This window comes from Planctopirus sp. SH287 (genome assembly GCF_056500625.1).
This window is the reverse complement of record NZ_CM151403.1, coordinates 823,655-842,188: the sequence shown is the minus strand read 5'-3', so window position 1 is coordinate 842,188 and position 18,534 is coordinate 823,655. Positions and strand designations below refer to the sequence as shown.

Genomic DNA, 18,534 nt, shown 5'->3' with positions numbered 1-18,534 from the left:
ATAAATGAAGTGAAGAAGGCTCCATTTCTCGCCGCGGGCAGGATAATCTTCGGGATCGTCAAAGTTTTTGCCTGACTTTTCTTCTGATCTCTGCCCAGAAAGTCTTTCATGCACGTGCCAGATGGTGTTTTGTCTCCTTCAATGTGCGCAGTCACCAGCATTCTTGCCACATCGGCCGTTGGCGTCAGTCTCTGGAAGTGGCGAGAAGAGACTCTTCGCGCGCCTGAGAAATCCCCCACCCTTCTGGAAACGACGGCTGTCGGCGGATTGGTCTTTGCCTTGCAAATGTGCAACGTGGCAATTCCTGGACAGCATTTTTCAGGACATATCCTTGGCGGAGCCTTGGCAACGATCCTGCTCGGCCCCTGGGCGGCCTGCTGTGTCATGGCAATCATTCTTGCAGTGCAGGCAACGGTCTTCGCCGATGGCGGACTGACAACATTAGGGGCCAACATTCTCAACATGGGAGTGGTGGCCACTGCGGTCACCGCACTGATAATTCGCGCCACGAAAGGTACTTTCCTCGTTTCCTTGTCATCTGCTCAAGCTCCCGACCGCGCACCATCTCACGCGATCACGTCACTGGCTTTCCAGGGGATCGTCTGGTGGGGTGCCACGACATTAAGCGTCATGGCGGCTGTCGCTGCTCTGGTCGTTCAACTGAGCTGGGGCGCCACCTCCGAGATCGTGTTACCACAAACCGCCACTCTGCTTTTCCAGACACACTTGCCGATTGCGTTTGGTGAAGGATTTGCCACTGCGGGGCTAGCCATGACACTGCTCCTGATCCGTGGCAGGCGTACAGCCCCCCTCATGATGACGGCCTCAGTGCTGCTGATCATGGTTGCGGCTCCATTTGCTTCCGAACTCCCTGATGGTCTCGAAGCGTCAGGGGAAGTCGCCGGCTTTCTGAATTCTGTCTGGTCAATTGACACACTTCTTCCCGATTACACAGTCCCTGGTATGACGGCTCCTCTGGCTTCCACTATCATGGCGGGCATCGCCGGACTGACAGTGACTCTGACTTGTCTGTTGGCCCTGCATCAACTGCTCCGGCTGACACAACCCATCAAAACGGCTGCCGCTTCCCAGTAACCACGTCTCAATTTTGCTCCAGTTTTCATGTGCCGCATCAAGGATGATGTGCGGCGTTCACAACCATCGCCAGGGAAAGGAATCCACTTCGTGCGGGAACCCCCATCGTCACAACTGCTGGAACAGTTGGAGCAGCTGGGAATTCCCTCAGCGGTCGTGATACGTCATGCGCGACGCATCATTAACCGCATACCGGAAGACTTACCGACATTCGACGGCCTCTACATCGATGCGCTGGTTTCTCGAAAAGTCCTCACCCCCTGGCAGGCATCCCGGATCGAAGCCAGGCAGACTTCGTCACTGTTTATTGGCAATTACATTCTCCGGCAACCCTTGGGCCAGCAGCGTTCTCCCCATGTCTTTGAGGCGACCCATCGTCAGACAGGTGCACGAGTCTCACTGCGATTGATTCAGGCCACAGGCTCTGAACTGAGCCGGTTAGAACATGCCTTTCAGCGTCTGGTCGCAGCGGGAACCACGCACGACCTGGCATCTCCCCATATTTCCTATCCGCAGGAACTCTTTCGATTCGGGCATTGGCCCACCGCATCAGCAAACAACACAGAAACCCAGACCGATCCCAGCGGACTGGCAGTTGTCAGCCGATTGATCGAAGGCCGCCCACTGACGCAATTGCTGGTGAGACGGGGACGATTTCCGGCTGCGGTCGTTCAAGCGATTGGTTCGCAGTTGCTCCAGGCGCTCTCAGCCCTTGAGAGAGCCGGATTTTCTGAAGGTTCCCTTCGCGTCGAAAACCTACGGTTATTGCGGTCGGGACACATCGTGCTGGTCGAACCGGGATTTGGTGGCATTGTCACTCCCCTGCTCACTCTGCACGATCCGCCCCATCCGTCCGTCCTGGATCTTGCAGCCCCCGAACGCTTTTCGCATCAGGCTGTTCCTCATCCAACAAGTGATCTCTACGCGACAGGTTGCCTGTTATGGCAATTGCTGGCGGGACGTCCTCCGTTTCCGATGGGGGATCTTTTTGCGCGCGTCGCCGCTCACCGACAGAAACCATTTCCAGAAATTCAGCAACTGGCCCCCGAGACACCAAGGGGTATGGCAGATGCCATTCGCCAGTTCACCCTCCGCACGCCTGAAGAACGCCCTCAGTCGATCAGGCAAGCACAAGACTTATGGGGTCATGGTGAGACCCGGGCGCTCCGGCAGTTTGAAAGCTCTTTCAATGAAGTCGTACCTCACCTGAATCAAGGCCAACAAAGACGCTCGTGGCAACGAACCTTATGGACGTCGGCCGCCGTCCTTGTCAGCCTGGGCATTCTTCTGGCAACAACCCGCGAAAAGTGGCAAAATCAGGTGCTTCTGGCCATTGGGTCGCAGGCCCCCGCCTCTCAGGCAACTGCCTCACAGGCAGCAGTTGACAACGCCACTTTCACCAATCCCAGCCAATCCCATTCACGGCCTCCTGTCGATCTAAATCACATTGACTTGATGACGTCATCAATCACGATACCGACTCCTCCAGAATCACTGAACACTGGCGGCCCGCTTCATCCTCTCCCTGTCCCTTCACCGACAGGAAGCCTGCTGCTGACCGAATCGGTTCGCTATGAAGCCGCGGATATCGCCATTGTCGGCCCCTTAATTATTGAGGCAGCGGCGGGAGTTCACCCGCAAATTGTGGTGCGCGATCAGCCGCTTAAAGTCATTGCAGATTCACTCGTCTTGCGCGGCGTAACTCTTTGCCGCGAAGATCCCCCGGACAATGTTCCCGCGTCGCGGTTACTCTTGAGCCTTCGCGCACGAAACCTGACCGTTTCCGACTGTGGGCTGTTGCTACCGCCTGATGCCAACGATGGAGTACCTCTGGCTGCCATCGCCTGGAAACCTCCTGATCGCCAGGATGCGACGGGCGGCACCGCCCGGTTTGACCGGGTGGTTATGACAGGGGCTGGTTCCCTGCTGTTTGCAGCCATCCCCCCGCGATCGATCGCCATGTCACAAGTTCTGAAGGTCGGTGGAGAGGGCCTGGTTTCTCTCTCGCGATCCACAGATCGAGGCAACTTCCGACTGGAAATGCACCGCTGCACGCTCCGTGAGACCGCCTCCTGGATCGACTGCCATGGCGAACTGGCGACTCGACCGGGAAGTGCATCCCTGGAGATTGAAGCCGTTGACTCTGTCTGGCAGCCAACTGATGAAGGATCGGCCATTGTTCGCTGGAAGACAGGTGAGACGCTCCGATCGGACTGGCAAGAAGCAATTCGCATTTCTGGTGAAGGGACAGTTCTGGCCGGGCACCCCGCGATCAGTGTTCATAATGATCCCGCGCAATCCCTCCCCATCTCCCTGAATAGCGACCATCTGTCAGTCGAAGGGATCGTTTTTGGAGAGGTGACCTTTGCTGGCCCCACGTCTTTCATCCCGAAAGACGCGAAAGTAGTCGACTCGACCGCCCCCCGCTTCTCACCTGACCTGCCAGGGATCGAGCCAGAGAAATTGCCCTCTGCGATTCGCTTGCGCTGACGGTCATAGCGCTCAGGATCATGACTTAATCCTCCCCGACGAGTCACCATTCAGTCATAGAAAATGGGCGATTTTTAATTTTGTGAAACGGGAATGGCACTGGCAAGCAATGTTCCTGACCATGGTCTCGCTTTCGCGATCTGGCCCGGTCGACTAATCTTTGGTTGATAGACGGCCCCGTCATGCGGATGCGGCCTTGAGACTCATAGCCCTGAATCGACTCAATACGCCATGGACAACGAACTGATTTCCCGCTCAAAAGAGTTGACAGCTCGCATCCTTCAGCTCCGAGACTCTCTTTGACTACGCCAAGTGGCAAAGTCGCGTTGCTGAAATCAATCAGGCGATGACAGCGCCCGATTTCTGGGATCATCAGGAGAAAGCGCAAGCTCTGGTCACAGAAATGCGAACCATTAACGGTTCGCTGAAACCACTTCAGGAACTGATTGACGGGACAGAAGAACTCGCGGTCATGCGGGAATTTCTGGCAGAAGACCCCTCGGGCGAAACCGGTAAAGAAATGTCTGAACTGCTCACCCAGCTGGATGAGAAATTCCAGCAGGTCGAGCTGAAGGCCTTGATGAGTCGTCCGGAAGACCCCTGCGCAGCCTACCTTCAGGTACAGGCGGGTGAAGGGGGAACCGATTCGTCCGACTGGGCCTCGATGCTACTGCGAATGTACCAGCGATGGGCCGAAGACCGCGGCTTTGAGACAGAACTGATCGAAATCTCGGAAGCCGAAGAAGCGGGCATCCGGAATGCCACATTGGCCATTCGTGGTGAATACGTTTACGGCCTCCTTCGTGGCGAAACCGGGGTTCACCGTTTAATCCGCATCAGCCCCTTCGATGGAGCCGGGCGCCGACAGACATCGTTTGCAGCGGTGGATGTCATTCCCGAACCCGACGATACCATCGATATCGATATCGACTGGGAAGACCCCAAGGTCATTCGAGAGGATATTTTCCGGGCCAGCGGGGCGGGCGGCCAGCACGTCAACAAAACGTCATCGGCCATTCGCCTGACTCACCTGCCGTCGAACACCGTTGTTCAATGCCAGAACGAACGCAGCCAGCATAAAAATCGTTCATGGTGTCGGAAGATGCTCGTCGCCAAGCTGCTGCAACTGGAAACCGTCAAACGGGAAAACGAGTCTGCTGCCAAACGGGGTCAGAAATCCAAAATCGGCTTCGGCGGAGAAACCATTCGGAATTATGTTTTGAACCCCGAGCAGTTCGTCAAAGATACGCGAACCAACCTCAAAGTCGGCACCCCAATGCCGGTACTTGACGGACGGATTGACGATTTCCTGGAAGCCTATCTTCGCTGGGATATGACATAAACCGAGTCTTGGGATTCCCGTTGACTGGGATTCCCAATGATCAGCCAACATCAGCGACATCGGCAGTTTTGCCTGTGTCGCTTTTTTTTGCGGATTGAGCAACCAGCCCAAGCAGTCAAACGTCCATCAAGGTAGGATGCTGGCACGTCCTGACAATTTATGCGGAGGTTCCCATGATCCAGTTCCAGAAGCTTCTCTTCCCGACAGACTTCAGTGAATTTGCTGTACCGGCTCAAGCCTACGCGGTCAGTCTGGCCAAACAACTCGGTGCCGAACTGCACTTACTCACCGTGGTGCAGGATATTGAGATGATTTCTCCCGATCCCGCGTCGCCGTTCCTGCTCCCCACGGGCCAGCTTCCGGAATTGATTGCCGCTTCTCAGGAACATCTGGACGCCCTCCTGCAAGTTGAAGAAGCTGCGGGCCTCAAGGTCGTTCGCGCCGTTCGCTCAGGTGTTCCGTTCCTGGAAATCCTGCAATACGCAGAGGAGACCGGCATCGACCTGATTGTGCTGGGGACTCATGGACGCACCGGGTTGGCCCATGTTCTGTTGGGGAGCACTGCGGAGCGAATCACTCGCAAGTCCCCCTGCCCGGTGCTGACCGTCCGGCCTCACGCTCTCAAGACAGATCTCGCGACGTCGGCTGAGTCAAAACCTGAATGAAGTGATTGACCACATCAGTTTTTCGCCACGCCATTCGATCAACCGGCGGCTCTAACAATATCCCCTCTATGAAAATTTTCACCATGACGTTCCGCTCTCTGAGTTGCCTGCTATTGGCGATGAGTTTCCCGCTGACCGGTTGCGACGGAGGATCTCCTCCTGCTTCAGTGACTCCTCAAGCGAAAGAGTCCACGGCCAATGATTCTCCCAAAGCCTCGCCAACACCCCCTGCTCTCGCTGCGACTCCCGCACTGGAAGTTCCTTCAACGGATGGCAACAACCAGCTTTCATCAGAAGAAATCGAAGCTGGCTGGATCAAGCTTTTCGATGGCCACACGTTGTTTGGCTGGCAGGCCTCCTCGGCGGCCAAATGGTCTGTCGAAAATGGCGAGATTGTCGTTCTTGATGGCCCCAAGGGACAACTCTGCACCACGACGCGCTTTGCGAACTATGAATTGCGTTGCGATGCCTGGATCGACAAAGACACCAACAGCGGCCTCTTCCTTCGCACGCCACTCGACCCGAAAAACCCGGCTGTCGACTTCTACGAAGTGAATCTCAGTGATAAGCACCCGGAAGGCTATACCAACGGCAGCATCGTCTTTCGAGCCAAACCAGAAGAGACCATCACCACCGCCGGCGCATGGCACAGCTATGACATCACAGTGAATGGCCCTCAAGTGACGGTCAAACTCGACAATCAGGTCATCAGCACCTATACGGACAATACCGCCGCGCCACTTCAGACAGGCTTTATCGGACTGCAACAGAGAGAGGGGCCTGCTCGCTTCAAAAATATCTATCTAAAGCCCCTTGGAATGGAACCTCTCTGGAATGGGAAAGACCTTTCGGGTTGGCGGGTGGTTCCGGGTAGTTCGGGAACCTTTGAAGTGGCTGACAATTTTCTGCATGTTGCTGGCGGCCGGGGCTTTCTGGAGACCGAGACAACCGCAGGAAACTTTATCTTCCAGTTCACGGCCCGCTCACTGGCTGAAAACCTCAACGGCGGTATTTTCTTCCGTGCGATGGAAGGCACAGAAAAAGCCCCGTCCCACGGCTATGAATTCCAGATCCATAACGGCTTCAAAAATGGTGACCGAAACCAGCCGCTCGATCATGGAACAGGAGCCATCTTCCGGCGAGCGCCTGCCCGGCGTGTGGTCGCTGATGACAATGCCTGGCTCACTGGCACACTCATTGCCGACGGCCCGCATATTTCCACTTGGGTGAACGGCATTCAGATGGTCGACTGGGTCGATGAACGGGCACCTAACACCAATCCCCGGGAAGGAAAACGACTGGAACCAGGCCACTTCAGCCTGCAAGGCCACGACCCCGGCACCAAGTTCGACTTCAAAGCAATTTCTCTGGCACCGACACCGTAAAATCGTCGAAGTAACGAGACTCCGATTCCTTTCTTAACAACCGCGCTCTGGCGGCGCAAGACCCATTCGTGAACCAACGACTGACCCGCATACGCCGCCACAACCCCCGCAAGGGGACGCCACAAACCCCGCAAGGGGCAGAGGGGAAGCGGCCACAACGGGGCCGCGAATCTTTAGCACGCATCCCGGCCGATAGGCCCAAACCCCGCAAGGGGGTTAGGCGACAGCGTGGAGTTCCAGTTCATCGGCGTTCAGAGACACAATGGCGATGCCCAGTTTGTCGGCCAGTTCAATGGCTTCAGGCTCGTCAATAATAATGGTCTGGCCTGCTTCGACTGCCAGCACCCGGCCGCCGGCTTCGTGCATCGTTCGGATGGTCTGAATGCCGATGGTTGGCATATCAAAGCGGCGATCCTGTTGAGGCTTGGCGACCTTCACGATGGTGAAGCCTCCTCGTCGGCAAAGATCCGCCGCACGTCGAATGCAGCGGTCTGTCCCTTCAATGGCTTCCACTGCAATCACCGCCATGTCGTTGACGACCACGGACTGCCCGACATCCAATCGCCCCATCTCTTTGGCTAACGTCCAGCCAAATCGAATATCACGCCATTGAACTTCTGTGGGTTTACGTTTGGTGAGAAAGCCGTGTTTCACGAGAAGCTCCGGACAATAATCGAGTGCTGAATCGAAATGAAGTTGATCCCGCTCAAACTCACGAATGACAGCCAGCAGAATCGTGTCGTCTTTCCGGTTGGACGTCGCAAAACGATACCACATGCGTAACGTTCGGAAGTCAGGAAGCAAACGGAAGATTCGCCAGGGTTGGAAGAGAACGGTCTTCTCAATCTTTCCCGCCATCACAATGCGATCGACCCGATGCCGCTTGAATGTGCGGACGGCATAGCCAAAACGCGCCAGTGGGCCTTCATTGTACGAATAGCAATGCTGGGCCAAATCTGGCGAGGCCATACCCGCCACGCCGACACAAACGACTTTGATTCCCTGTCGTTTGGCAGCTTCTGCAAACATGATCGGGAACCGCCCGGCACCTGCCAGCAGACCGACCCGTTGGCCCTGAAATTGTTGAACATCCATGTTCATCGTTTTCTACGGAACGTTCCGTTCAATGAGTGTGGTTAAAGACCAACGCCAGGCTGGACACCACCACGAGGATTAACCGACGGCTTTCAATTCTGTCGAGGTTAACGCCGCCAGCTTGGCTTCTAATTCTGCCAGCTTTTTCGTCATGGCGCGCAAATCTTCACGCATTTCGGGAACCCGCTTCAGCGTGAAGACCAGGCGTTTCTGTTCCGCTTCAGGGCTGGCAGGATAGCCAATCCAGGTTTCGCCATCAGGAACACTGCGATGAACACCCGCCTTGGCACCCACCATACAACCCGTTCCCATGTGAACGTGGTCTTTCACACCCACCTGGCCACCCAGGCGGACATAATCCCCTGTGCTGCACGAACCGGCGAGGCCGACTTGAGCCGCAAACACGTTGTTGCGACCGATCCGGCAGTTATGCCCCACCATGACCATGTTGTCGATCTTGGTGCCAGCGCCAATCACGGTGGCGTCGACGGCACCCCGGTCAATCGTCGCGCCCGCGCCGATTTCCACATCACTTTCAATGATCACGCCACCCAGTTGCGGGACCTTGACAAAGCGGCCCTGCTCGAATCGATAGCCAAAGCCATCGGCTCCCAGCACCGCATTCGCGTGAATGATCACCCGGTCACCCAGAGAGACCTCGTGATAGAGCACCGCGTTGGAATAAATCTGACAATCGCGACCAAGCCGGCAACCCGCCCCCAGGCTGGCCCCGGGATGCACGTCACAATCATCACCCACGATGACATCGTCACCAATATAAGCCCCTGGCCCGATGGCACAGTTTTCGCCGATTTTTGCGGTCTGACTGATAAAGGCCGATGGCGAAATGCCACGCTTCATCCGACTGCGAATCGTGCGGAATAATGGCAGAATCTGAAGAAATGCCGCTTGGGGATCTTCCACCGTCAGTAGAGCCAGACGAGGATAATCACTCCCAATGCGAGCCGTTTGCGAAGGATGAATAACGACCACACTGGCCCGAGTCTCTTTCAACCGGCCGATATGCCGATCTTCGGAGAGAAACGTCACCTCTCCAGCGGCAGCCTGCTCAATCGCAGCCGCTCCGGTAACCGCTTCAGTCAGACGGACAGCGCTGCCATCTGCCGTAACAATTTGTGCCCCGATCAACGTGGCGAGTGACTCGATGGTATGAGCCATGCCGGCATCCTTTCCGGTGGTGATGTCCGGGTTTCCGGACTCAAAGGTAGAATTTACAAAATCCGTTGTAACGGAAAACATTCCAGAGCGACAAGGGCGATTCTTCTGAGAATCTGGCAAACTGAGGCGGTTTTGAGAAACACTGCACTGAATTGTCCGACAATTTCTGTATTAACTCCCATTTTCAAACGGCCTGATGAACATATTCTCTGCCGATCACTCACTTTTATCCCTGGCTCGATGAGGCTCCCATGCTCGAAATTTTTACAGGGACAGGCCAAGCCAGGCACCAAGCCGCCGTGGCACAATATGCCCGGCATCTGAAGACCGCACAGAATGAAGGACAATTAGGAACCGGCTTGTGGTTGTCTCCCTCTTCTCGAACTCACCAGGCGACGTTTCATTCATTACTGAGTGAGATGGGAGGCCAGCTGGCTTTCCCTAATCTTCATACGTTTGAATCCTTTTCCGAAGCCGTTCTTGTGGCGAGTGGTCAACCAGCCACCGCGATCACCCCGTCCATCCAGCGATTGTTACTCGCCCACACGATTGAAACGGTTCGCCAACGCGGGGAATGTCAGTGCTTTGCCCAAGTAATCCATACTCAAGGCTTCCAAAAGATCGTGGGAGACTGGATCTCTGAACTGAAACGAGAAGAAACCTGGCCAGAGGAGTTTCAGGAGGCATGTCAAAAACAGCCTGGGGGTGCGGGCGATAAAGATCGGGCATTGGGCGCGATTTATGAGGAGTATCAGAACCATCTGGCACAGCATCAGTGGTACGATCAGGAAGGGCGATCCTGGCTGGCAAGAGCCAGAATCGCTGAGGGCGCCCGACGCCCGTTTGAAACAATCCGTCTGATCGTGCTGGATGGCTTTACGGATTTCACCTGGATTCAGTATGAACTGATTGAACAATTTGCCCACTGGGGGGCAGACATTGTCGTCTCACTTCCCGATGAAGACGCCGCATTTCAAGGAACCGCTGCGGAACGATCTGAACTCTTCACCATCCCCAGACGTACCCGAAAATTTCTGATCGATCGCCTCTCGCGGATCACATCCACTCGCCTCTCGCCCGTTGATTCGACAACGACAGCCCAAGGAGTGGCCATCGTGCCACCGGGGTTGAGTCATGCCACGCAACAACTCTTCCGGAATCCCCGGCTGGTTGACATTTCCTCGCAAGGTGAGGGAGTCGATGTTGTTGCCGCTGGTGGGCCTCATCGGGAATTAGAAATCGTCAGTCACCAGATCAAAGTCTGGCGGCACGCTGGGATTCCTGCTGATCAGATTGTGGTCATCGTCCGTGCCCTGGCAACCGACGGGCCGCGCTGGCTGGATCACTTTGAACTGGCGGGGATCCCTGCCAGCACACAACAGCCCGTCTCTCTCGCCACGTTGCCCATGATCAAATGGTTTCGGCAACTGGTCGAACTGGAGCTGGAGAACTGGCCACTTGAACGCTTCCGTCAAGTGGTATCATCTTCGTTCTTTCGCCCGACCTTCTTGCCCGCCCCGATCCGCCACATCATCCTGAAGCAACTGGGGCGTTTCAATACCTCCGGGAAATTGGCCCTGGTTCGCCGATTTCACGACTCGGCTTTTGTTATTGAGGGAAATTCCCCAGACAGACAGCAACAACTGGCCCAGAAGGCGGCACAAGGCGTCGAGGCAATTCTCAGGCAAACCGAACGGCTTGCGACACTTCACACATTTACGGACTGGATCAATGTCTGGTCGGGATTGATCCAGGAATGGACACCTTTCGCCAACTCCGACAATAGCGACATGGATCGTGCTGATCGTGCCGACTGGGAACTGCTTCAACGTGTCCTCCGCACCGCCGCGAGGGGAAGAGAAGCATGGGCCGGCCAAAAAGACCTGCTCACCTTGAACGACTGGTGGGCGGAAGTCGAGATGTGCCTGAATGTCGAACGGAGCCTTCCTCCTCCCTATGATCCAGCCACGATCCGACTTGTGGATCCTGCCCAGGCACGTCTACTGGATTCCATCCGTTGCGTGGTCATAGTGGGTGCGACAGAGCAAGCTTATCCCGGTGGCGAAAGGTCGAACTGTCTTTACAGCCGACCCGAGCGACAACACCTCATTAACGCAGGGTTGCCACTGGCGAAAGAAGAAGACCGGACATCAGAGGAAATGCTGCTTTTCTGGCAATTAACCTCACTGGCCAGCGAGCAGCTTCTGGTGACATTTTCTGCCATGAATGCCAAAGGACAGGAACTGTTCGGCAGTCCGTTCGTGATGGCATTGTGCAGCCTCTATTCTCAAGCCTTGCACTTACCCCGCCATGCGGGTTCGCTGGATGTTTTACCTGAATCCGACCGACTTCACACCAGGCGGGATCTCCGCCTGATGGCCATCCAGGACGCAGCCACCGGGCGCGCGGGCTGGTGGAAAACCGGCCTGACCAATCCTGCCGATGCAGCGGTCTTTCGCAATATGGCGCGGGGACTGCCCATGCTTCAAAGCCGCTTTCGTGAGACAGGATTTACTGAGTACGAAGGAATGCTGACCGAACCAGCATTGCAGACTCATTTTCGTCAGGAGTTCGGCAACGATCATCAATTCAGTGTGACCCGGCTGGAAACTTATGCCAACTGCCCTTTTCGCTTCTGGATCGAAGAGGTTCTCGATCTGGCTCCGAGAGAACAGACGCCCTTAGGAACCAACTACCTTCTTCGTGGAACCGCCCTCCACAATGCCCTGGCCACATTGCTGGGAACAGGAAAGCTGGCTTTGGCTGACGAGCAGGAACTGGGACAGATTTTTGCCGCCAGCGTCGCCGAAGAACTGCACCGGCGCGCCTCAGGCTCCCAATTGGGAGAAGCGATGGCGCGGCTCGAAGCCCGCATTGTCGGTGAATGGAGTCAGCAATTTGCCTCGGCCCAGCGAAGCTATCTTGAAACGCTCATTCGTGACTGGGGAGGACTTCCCGACACATCCCTTCCTGAAGTCGCATTTGGCATGGTCTATGACGAAAATGGAGAATTGATCCGCGGCCCTTATCCCCCGCTGGAAATCCAATGGAATGACCATGTCGTTCGCCTGGGGGGAAAGATCGATCGCATCGACGCCCACCAGCTTCCCACGGGAGAACGCTACTTTTCGATCATTGACTATAAATCCGGAGGAGCCAGCCACTATCGTTTTGACGAAGGGGCGGTACAACAGGGATTGAGCCTGCAATTAGCGGTCTATTTACTGGCTGTAAAGCGGTTGCGTATTGCGGGCGATGAAGCCGATGCCTGGCAGGCCGGTTTCTGGGGGCTTCGTAAAGAAGGACTCGTGGCGGGTTTGAAAGCCGGCCGCAAATCAAAGGAGTGGACACAGTTGGATGAAGCCGCTGTGGCCAGCCTGGAAACGGCAGTTCAACAAAGTGTGATTGAACTGGCTGAAGGGATTCGTTCCGGGAACTTTATGGTCGATGGAGCGGCAAAACTTCGGACGCCTCCCTGCACCAGCCAATGTCCCGTCGCCACGGTTTGCCGGGTGAAACAACAAGTGGGCATCGCTCGAATCCTCCGGAAAATCCGCCCACAATTTGATGATTCACAAGCCAGGCCTTCCCACAGAGACACCAAGACTTCTTCGGAAAGCCAACCATCATGACGTTTGACCAGACTTTCTTGCCTGTCGTAGGTCTTTGGGTCAGTCAACCCCCTGCGGGATGTGGCTCACTTTCCGTTGTTGATCCACATGTAGCGTGGACAGATGACGTACAGGGAGAAGTTCCCCCTCTGAGTTTCACCCGAGTTGCGTCTCTGGCTGAGGCAATCCGATGCTGGAAACAGGGAGAGGTCAGTGAAGGATCTGGCGTTATCGAGCTGATTGTTGTTGAACAGGTAACGTCGGATCAGTTTTCGCCCGAAGAGGCCGACAACTTTCTTGCAGAAGTTCAAGGCTGTCAGGTGGTCGTGATCTATGGCCCTTGGTGTGAAGGGGATGGCCGCACACGGACAATCTGGCCGCCCGCGTTGCGTTGTCCCGAGACATGGAAAGAGCGATGGATCAAGCGGACGCTGGCTGCCTTGCGTGGCAGCAGTGACCCGCTTCCCTGGACAGCTTCGCGAGAAGAAATCTTCCGCTGGTTGATCATGGAACCAAGTTCTCGATGGCCCAATAATGGCCCTCCTCATGCCGAGTTTCTGGCAAACGACCCGCACTGGAAAGAGACCTGTTCACTGCAATGGAAGCTCTCGAATCAGCACCAAATTCCTTATGGGAAGGAGCCGGACTCTCCCACCCACTGGATGATCGATGCCGATGAGTGGCTTTGCCAAAATCAGTCCAGCGTCAGCACAGTTTCTGCACCAGGCACGTTGCTTCAATATGCCGAACATCTCGCGAAAAAGCCGTTTCCTTCATCGGTCACTCTGATTGCGATGACCTCCTGGACTGATGAGGCCACGACCCGGCGATTGCAGCAGAACGGTGCCGATCTGGTTTGGCCTAAACTGCTTCCTTAAAACGGTGATCAGTTGGAAGAACGCTTTGCCGAGTGGACAATTCTTCTGTGATCGTGTGATCTTACTTCACCAGTGCATTGTCAAAGTCTAAAATTTGGGTCTCGTCTGTTGTTATGTCCGACAACGGCGGACGCTGCGAGGGCATCAACCCGAAGACAAAGCCGTGACACGGCACCAGACTGGCCTTTTGCAAAATAAATTCACAAACTTGTGCATTGTCAAAGTTGAAAAGCAGGGTTGAATAGGTAGTCAAGTCCGACAACGGGGGACGTTGCGGCGACATCAACCCTAAGACAAAGCCGTGACACGGCACTTGGTGAAAGCCAACAGGGAATCCGAGTCGAAAGATCAGCCTCATGTCGCTCATTGATCATGCAGAACGATTAAAACGACTCTGGACGGATCAATACGTGCAGGTGGTCGCCGACACTCCCTCTCTCGCCCGTTTTCGCGGGATGTGCGGACGTGTCAAAACGGTCAACATGAATGGTCGGCTACTCATCGAGTTCCAGGACACCGTCGATATCACGTGGTACGACATCGACCCCAACTGTGTGGTGCGGACGGAGTATTTCGCTAAACCCACCGCTCCAATTGCATCTTCTGTAGCAGTTCCTGCGACTCCGCCGGCAACGGCCCCTGCACCAGTTGCCAATGTTGAACCAGCTCCTGCGAAAAAACTTTCACCCATCGAAATGATTCGTGCCCAGCAGGCCAAACAGGCTGCGGCAGCGACCGAACCATCTGTCCCTGCACCCGCTCAGACAGAACAAGTCTCTGCTCCCGCAGCAGCAGCCACACCGGCGAAGAAGCTCTCGCCCATCGAAATGATTCGCGCCCAGCAGGCCAAACAGGCTGCGGCAGCAACCGAACCATCTGTCCCAGCACCAGTTCAAGCAGAACAAGTCTCTGCTTCCGCAGCAGAACCCACACCGGCGAAGAAGCTTTCGCCCATCGAGATGATTCGTGCTCAGCAGGCCAAACAGGCAGGGGCAGCTTCCGAACCACCTGCCCCTGCCCCTGCACCAGTTCAAGCAGAACAAGTCTCTGCTCCCGCAGCAGCACCCACACCGGCCAAGAAGCTTTCACCCATCGAAATGATTCGTGCCCAGCAGGCCAAACAGGCAGCGGCAGCGACCGAACCATCAGTCCCTGCACCAGTTCAAGCAGAACAAGTCTCTGCTTCCGCAGCAGAACCCGCACCGGCGAAGAAGCTTTCACCCATCGAAATGATTCGTGCCCAGCAGGCTAAACAGGCTGCGGCAGCGACCGAACCATCAGCCCCTGCACCAGTTCAAGCAGAGCAAGTCACTGCTCCCACGGCAGAACCCGCACCGGTGAAAAAGCTCTCGCCTCTCGAGATGATTCGTGCTCAGCAAGCCAAAAAGCAGGCGGAAAAATAGTGCGAGGCAGGCGGGCATTTCAAACAGCAGTTATCGAGTAAACCCGATATAGAAGCTGAACAATTGCGTCCGATCAAACTCTTCTTTGAGGATCGGAATGGCCCAGTCCAGGGCAATGGGAGCTGGCCCCATCGCTGGCAATGTAATTCGCAAACCAGCACCGACAGACAAACGAAAACTGTCCAGGGTCACATCTTCCGTCACGGTACCAAAGTCCGTGAAAGCGACGGCATGCAGCATTTCATTCGCCGTCAGCGGAACCATATATTCGGCACCACCCAGCAGCATCCAGTTACCGCCAGTTCGCACACCGGTATTAACGGGACTCACGCCACGGAAACGGAACCCGCGGAACGACTGAAAGCCCCCGGCATAAAAGTTTTCAAAGATCGGCGTATCACTGCCTGTCCATCCCACATCTCCATGGAATGAAAGAATGTGCTTACCAAATCCATCAGGGCGGCGATAAGTCGTGAAGTATTGCCAGGCACTCAACTCCAGCTTGGGATAAGTGAAATCACCAAACGCCTGCTCATACGACAACTCGATAAAATGGCCTTCAGAAGGATTGAACGGCGCATCTCGCGTATCGTGCGCCAGCCCCAGGCGGGCCGTTGTCAGCAGGTTATTGCCAATAACATCTGTCAAACTTTGTGGCCGAGGCGTGACGGCGTTACTGACTTCCACATTTTCAAGACGCAAAGCGGCAGAGACCGACCATTCAGGAGTCAACTGACGACCGATACGAGGACGCATACCGACACGCTCTTCTTGCCAGTATTCCAGATAGCGGGTGTAGTAAAAGCCGCTCACACCAATGTTGTAGTCTGAATCCATAAAATAAGGATCAGACCAGTCAACGGTATAACGGCTCACTTCACTTCCGGGGGCTGCTTCCAGACGAAAACGCTGACCGGCTCCACGCCAGGCCGTTCCGTTCATAATATCTTCAAAGCTGGTGGGGGGGCGGAAGATATCGAAATTCGACTCACTCAAAACAATATTACCGACCACACCGGCATCACTGTTCACACCGACGCCAAACATTAACCGGCCTGTGCGGGCTTCTTTTAAGTAGGCGTCGATATCAATATATTCCGGGGGAACGGAGTTATCATACCAGTTCTGATCAAACCGCCGGGGGTTGCCGTAAGGATCGCCAAGAGGACTATTATCATATTCAAAGTTTTGCGGAGCTCGCATATCCCGTGTCTGACCACGAACGACGCTGACGTTGGGATCAGAAGCATCCACACCGTCTTTAGTAACGGGTTTCAACAATGAACCGGGCAGAAAGTATTGCCCCTCAATATCATCATCCGAGTTACTACTGTCCGAAACCGGCTTAGCGACAGAAGTCCTGGCTGGCTGAGGCTTTGAAAATCCAAAATCCCCGGTCAATGGCTGCGGAGATTGACTGGCAGCTCCACGAGATTGAGCATGATATCCAGGTGCTGCATTGGGTGTTTGAACAGCAGGACGTCCAGTCATTCGGGCCACGCCCGCAGGGGGTGAGGCTGTTTGATAGGAACTCGCAGGCGTTGCTGCCCGCATTCCTAGAAAATCGGACTGGCCAAGGACGGTCGCGTTTCCAGCAGGTGCAGTCTCAGAACGATCCTGGAGCCAGGCAACATCTGTCACCCGGGATATTTCAAGTTTCGGGCCTTCACCTGGGCCGCGTTCAAAATACTCCGAACCCGCCAATTGCCGTTCTGTCTTTTTGATCTGCTTCGGATCAGCGAGATCACCAGGGTGAATCCTGGAAATGTTACGAGGGAGATTGTGCCGGGTATGGGGATGATCCCCCTCAATATGCACCCGGAATTCACGAACGACATAAATCTTATCTTCGTTCACCTTGATAATCAGATCAAGCTCGCCAGGAGTCTCTAGAAACTGCGGCACGGCATCCACTGTGGCGAACAAACGTCCCTGTTCGCCATATTTGGTACGAACTTTGTCGACATCTGTGGCAATCTCACGAGCGCTATAAAAGTCCCCGGCTTTGAATTTGATAAATTCGCGAATTTCTTCCTCGGAAAGAACATTTTGTCCTTCGACCGAGACATTGCGGATTTTATAACGAGGGCCTTCATTGATCGTATAGACATAAGTCGCACTCGACTTGGTATCGTTGAATTCAACGCGATGATCGATTTCAACTTCAAAGAACCCGAGACTGTGGTAATACTGCCTCAGGCTTTCTTTATCATCCGGAATGGTGGCCTCATCGTACTTGCCACCAAAAAGACGCAGCACACGAGTCTTCGAGACTTTTTTCGTCCGTAAGATCTGGTCACTGAAGAACTCATTCCCTTCAAACCGGATCGAATCAACACCGACTTTAGGGCCTTCGTTAATCCGGAAAATGACTTCCCGGTCTTCGCGTGCCCCTCCTTTTTCCAAGGTGCATGTTGCGAAGGAATAGCCTTTATCCCGGTAATGAGATTCAATTTTTCTGGCACATTCCCGGTTGGCACTGATATCAAACGGGCTACCTGCTTTGAGATTTGTAATTCCCTCAAAGACTTTTGACTTATACTTTTTATTACCAATGTATTCGACACTGCGAACGATCGGCCGCTCCAACACACGATAAATCACGATCAACCCGTCATCGCCAATTTTGACGTAAGGTTCAACCGTCGTAAACCAGCGGGTTCGCACCAGTGCATCCACATCTTGTTTGATAAGACGTTCTGTCACACTTCGGCCCGGACGAACCTTGATATACTTTTCAATTTCGCGAACAGGAATCGTGTCGTTTCCTTCGACACGCACTTCAGCCACGTTCTCATCAAAATTGACCTCTGCGGGAGCTTGTTCTTCTGCAGAAGTTCGGAGAATCTGACCCGGCCTTTTCTTCAGTGGGTCAAAAGTCGGATAAGAGCCACCGTCTTTGCTGCGTTGGGCTTCATAGAGTTCATCCTCGGGATGAATCACCTGCGAAAGTGTTTTGCGCTGAGGGGTCGCCCCGCTTGTGGCTGGCGGTGATGATCCTGCTCCTGGAATCGGAGCATTTTCAAGCTTCGCGCGGCCTTCGGTGGCTTCACGACGCGAGCGATCTGATTCAGCCGCCCATTCTTCAAAACCATCACTCGACTGTCCTCTGATCTGAGAGGGGAGAGACGAATGATGATGCGGCTGAAAGAGCGGTGTTGAGAGCTGGCTTCGCGACTGCCCCATTCCGTTCGATGGTGACGTGTGTCCCCCTGGCAAAAGCTGCTGTTGCTGCTGAGCGAGCGCAAGATCGTGGGGCAGCACCAGCACAGCTGGCAGCAGCATGACTGCCAACAGGCTTGAAGCCCAACTTTTACTTGCGAATGGCTGCCGCATCATGCGGTTTGCTTTCATCCATGAGTCGCGCGACGTGATTAACGCCAGACAGGTC

Annotated in this window: 11 protein-coding genes; 8 read left to right on the top strand and 3 right to left on the bottom strand. The window is 54.9% G+C overall.

The window, feature by feature from the left end; translation table 11 throughout:
• Positions 1–108: 108 nt before the first annotated feature.
• The 5 genes from SH287x_RS03115 to SH287x_RS03095 all read left to right on the top strand — a co-directional run bounded on the left by SH287x_RS03115 (position 109) and on the right by SH287x_RS03095 (position 6,977).
• On the top strand, positions 109–1,095 hold the full coding sequence (locus tag SH287x_RS03115; RefSeq protein ID WP_479516986.1) for an energy-coupling factor ABC transporter permease: 987 nt from the start codon (positions 109–111) through the stop codon (positions 1,093–1,095).
• A 90-nt stretch (positions 1,096–1,185) separates the two neighbouring features.
• On the top strand, positions 1,186–3,585 hold the full coding sequence (locus SH287x_RS03110) for a serine/threonine protein kinase (protein ID WP_479516985.1): 2,400 nt from the start codon (positions 1,186–1,188) through the stop codon (positions 3,583–3,585).
• A gap of 231 nt (positions 3,586–3,816) precedes the next feature.
• Positions 3,817–4,927, top strand: a protein-coding gene (gene prfB / locus SH287x_RS03105) for a peptide chain release factor 2 (protein ID WP_479516984.1) whose coding sequence is annotated in 2 segments (ribosomal slippage) — positions 3,817–3,885 and positions 3,887–4,927 — 1,110 coding nt in all. Because the reading frame shifts where the segments join, the coding sequence is not laid out codon by codon here.
• 173 nt (positions 4,928–5,100) lie between these two features.
• Entirely contained in the window at positions 5,101–5,592 is a 492-nt protein-coding gene (locus SH287x_RS03100) for a universal stress protein (protein WP_479516983.1), read from the top strand.
• Between the two features lie 83 nt (positions 5,593–5,675).
• Complete coding sequence (locus SH287x_RS03095; RefSeq protein ID WP_479516982.1) at positions 5,676–6,977, top strand: 3-keto-disaccharide hydrolase; 1,302 nt, start codon at positions 5,676–5,678, stop codon at positions 6,975–6,977.
• A gap of 216 nt (positions 6,978–7,193) precedes the next feature.
• Here the strand turns inward: SH287x_RS03095 and SH287x_RS03090 are convergent, their stop codons facing one another.
• Entirely contained in the window at positions 7,194–8,072 is an 879-nt protein-coding gene (locus SH287x_RS03090; protein ID WP_479516981.1) for an LpxI family protein, read from the bottom strand.
• Positions 8,073–8,150: 78 nt separating this feature from the next.
• A complete protein-coding gene (gene lpxD, locus SH287x_RS03085) occupies positions 8,151–9,251 on the bottom strand; it encodes a UDP-3-O-(3-hydroxymyristoyl)glucosamine N-acyltransferase (protein ID WP_479516980.1) in 1,101 nt (366 codons plus the stop codon).
• Positions 9,252–9,502: 251 nt separating this feature from the next.
• Between lpxD and SH287x_RS03080 the strand changes: the two genes are divergently transcribed.
• The 3 genes from SH287x_RS03080 to SH287x_RS03070 all read left to right on the top strand — a co-directional run bounded on the left by SH287x_RS03080 (position 9,503) and on the right by SH287x_RS03070 (position 15,143).
• On the top strand, positions 9,503–12,883 hold the full coding sequence (locus SH287x_RS03080) for a PD-(D/E)XK nuclease family protein (protein WP_479516979.1): 3,381 nt from the start codon (positions 9,503–9,505) through the stop codon (positions 12,881–12,883).
• The gene (locus tag SH287x_RS03075; RefSeq protein WP_479516978.1) at positions 12,880–13,740 is read left to right on the top strand and encodes a hypothetical protein; all 861 of its coding nucleotides are present in this window, start codon (positions 12,880–12,882) and stop codon (positions 13,738–13,740) included. The genes SH287x_RS03080 and SH287x_RS03075 overlap by 4 nt, the downstream gene beginning before the upstream one ends.
• Before the next feature lie 356 nt (positions 13,741–14,096).
• Positions 14,097–15,143: a hypothetical protein gene (locus tag SH287x_RS03070; protein WP_479516977.1), complete on the top strand. Its 1,047-nt coding sequence runs from the start codon at positions 14,097–14,099 to the stop codon at positions 15,141–15,143.
• A gap of 30 nt (positions 15,144–15,173) precedes the next feature.
• Here SH287x_RS03070 and SH287x_RS03065 read toward each other — a convergent pair whose 3' ends face one another.
• Complete coding sequence (locus SH287x_RS03065; protein ID WP_479516976.1) at positions 15,174–18,482, bottom strand: BamA/OMP85 family outer membrane protein; 3,309 nt, start codon at positions 18,480–18,482, stop codon at positions 15,174–15,176.
• Positions 18,483–18,534: the final 52 nt, after the last annotated feature.